This is a genomic window from Corynebacterium sp. UMB8791 (assembly GCF_054166365.1).
The window spans coordinates 1-702 of the sequence record NZ_JBSZCG010000161.1 but is presented as its reverse complement, the minus strand read 5'-3'; the positions used below and the strand labels follow the sequence as shown (position 1 = coordinate 702).

The window sequence follows — 702 nt, the reverse complement described above, 5'->3', positions numbered from 1 at the left end:
CCGTATCCTCCTGTTTAAGCCGATGCTGAACCAGCAGCGTTCTGCCATCAAGATGCAGCAGCTCGCTCCTGAGATGCAGGCCATCAAGGAGAAGTACAAGAACGATCAGCAGGCTCAGGCTCTTGCTATGCGCCAGCTACAGAAGGAAATGGGTGTCAACCCGCTCGGCGGCTGTTTGCCGATTCTGGTTCAGATGCCTGTGTTCATTGGCCTTTTCCACGTGCTGCGTTCGTTCAACCGAACGGGTACGACGGGCAATGCGCTCGGCATGTCGGTGGAGCAGAACTGGAATACGCCTAACTACGTCTTCGGTGTAGATGAGGTGCGGTCCTTCCTGCTGGCTCGTGTGCTCAATGCTCCACTGTCCAGTTCGGTTGGTATGGGTGAGGATCAATACGCAGCCTTTACTGTGCCTGGTACGCCTGCGGACTTCACCCGCATGGACATCATGATCGTTGCCATTCCGCTGATTGTTATCGCGGCACTTGCAACGCACTTCAACGCTCGCATGTCTGTTGACCGCACGCGTGCCCGCCAGGAAGCCGGTCTGGTGAAGCGCCAGGAATCTTAGACCGTGCTCAATTTCGTGTATGTGCCGATTTCGGCCATCCTGTGGTTCTGGCATAAGGCCTCAGGTTTCCTATTCGATCCCTCCTCGGGTATCTCCTGGGTGCTGGCCATTATTTTGCTTGTGGTCACCAT

The 702-nt window shown here is 55.6% G+C and carries 2 pseudogenes; both read left to right on the top strand.

What is annotated here, in order from left to right:
• Positions 1-556 (top strand): annotated as a pseudogene (gene yidC / locus ACXIUA_RS10940) (membrane protein insertase YidC); the annotation flags it as partial.
• A gap of 18 nt (positions 557-574) precedes the next feature.
• Positions 575-702 (top strand): annotated as a pseudogene (locus tag ACXIUA_RS10935) (membrane protein insertase YidC); the annotation flags it as partial.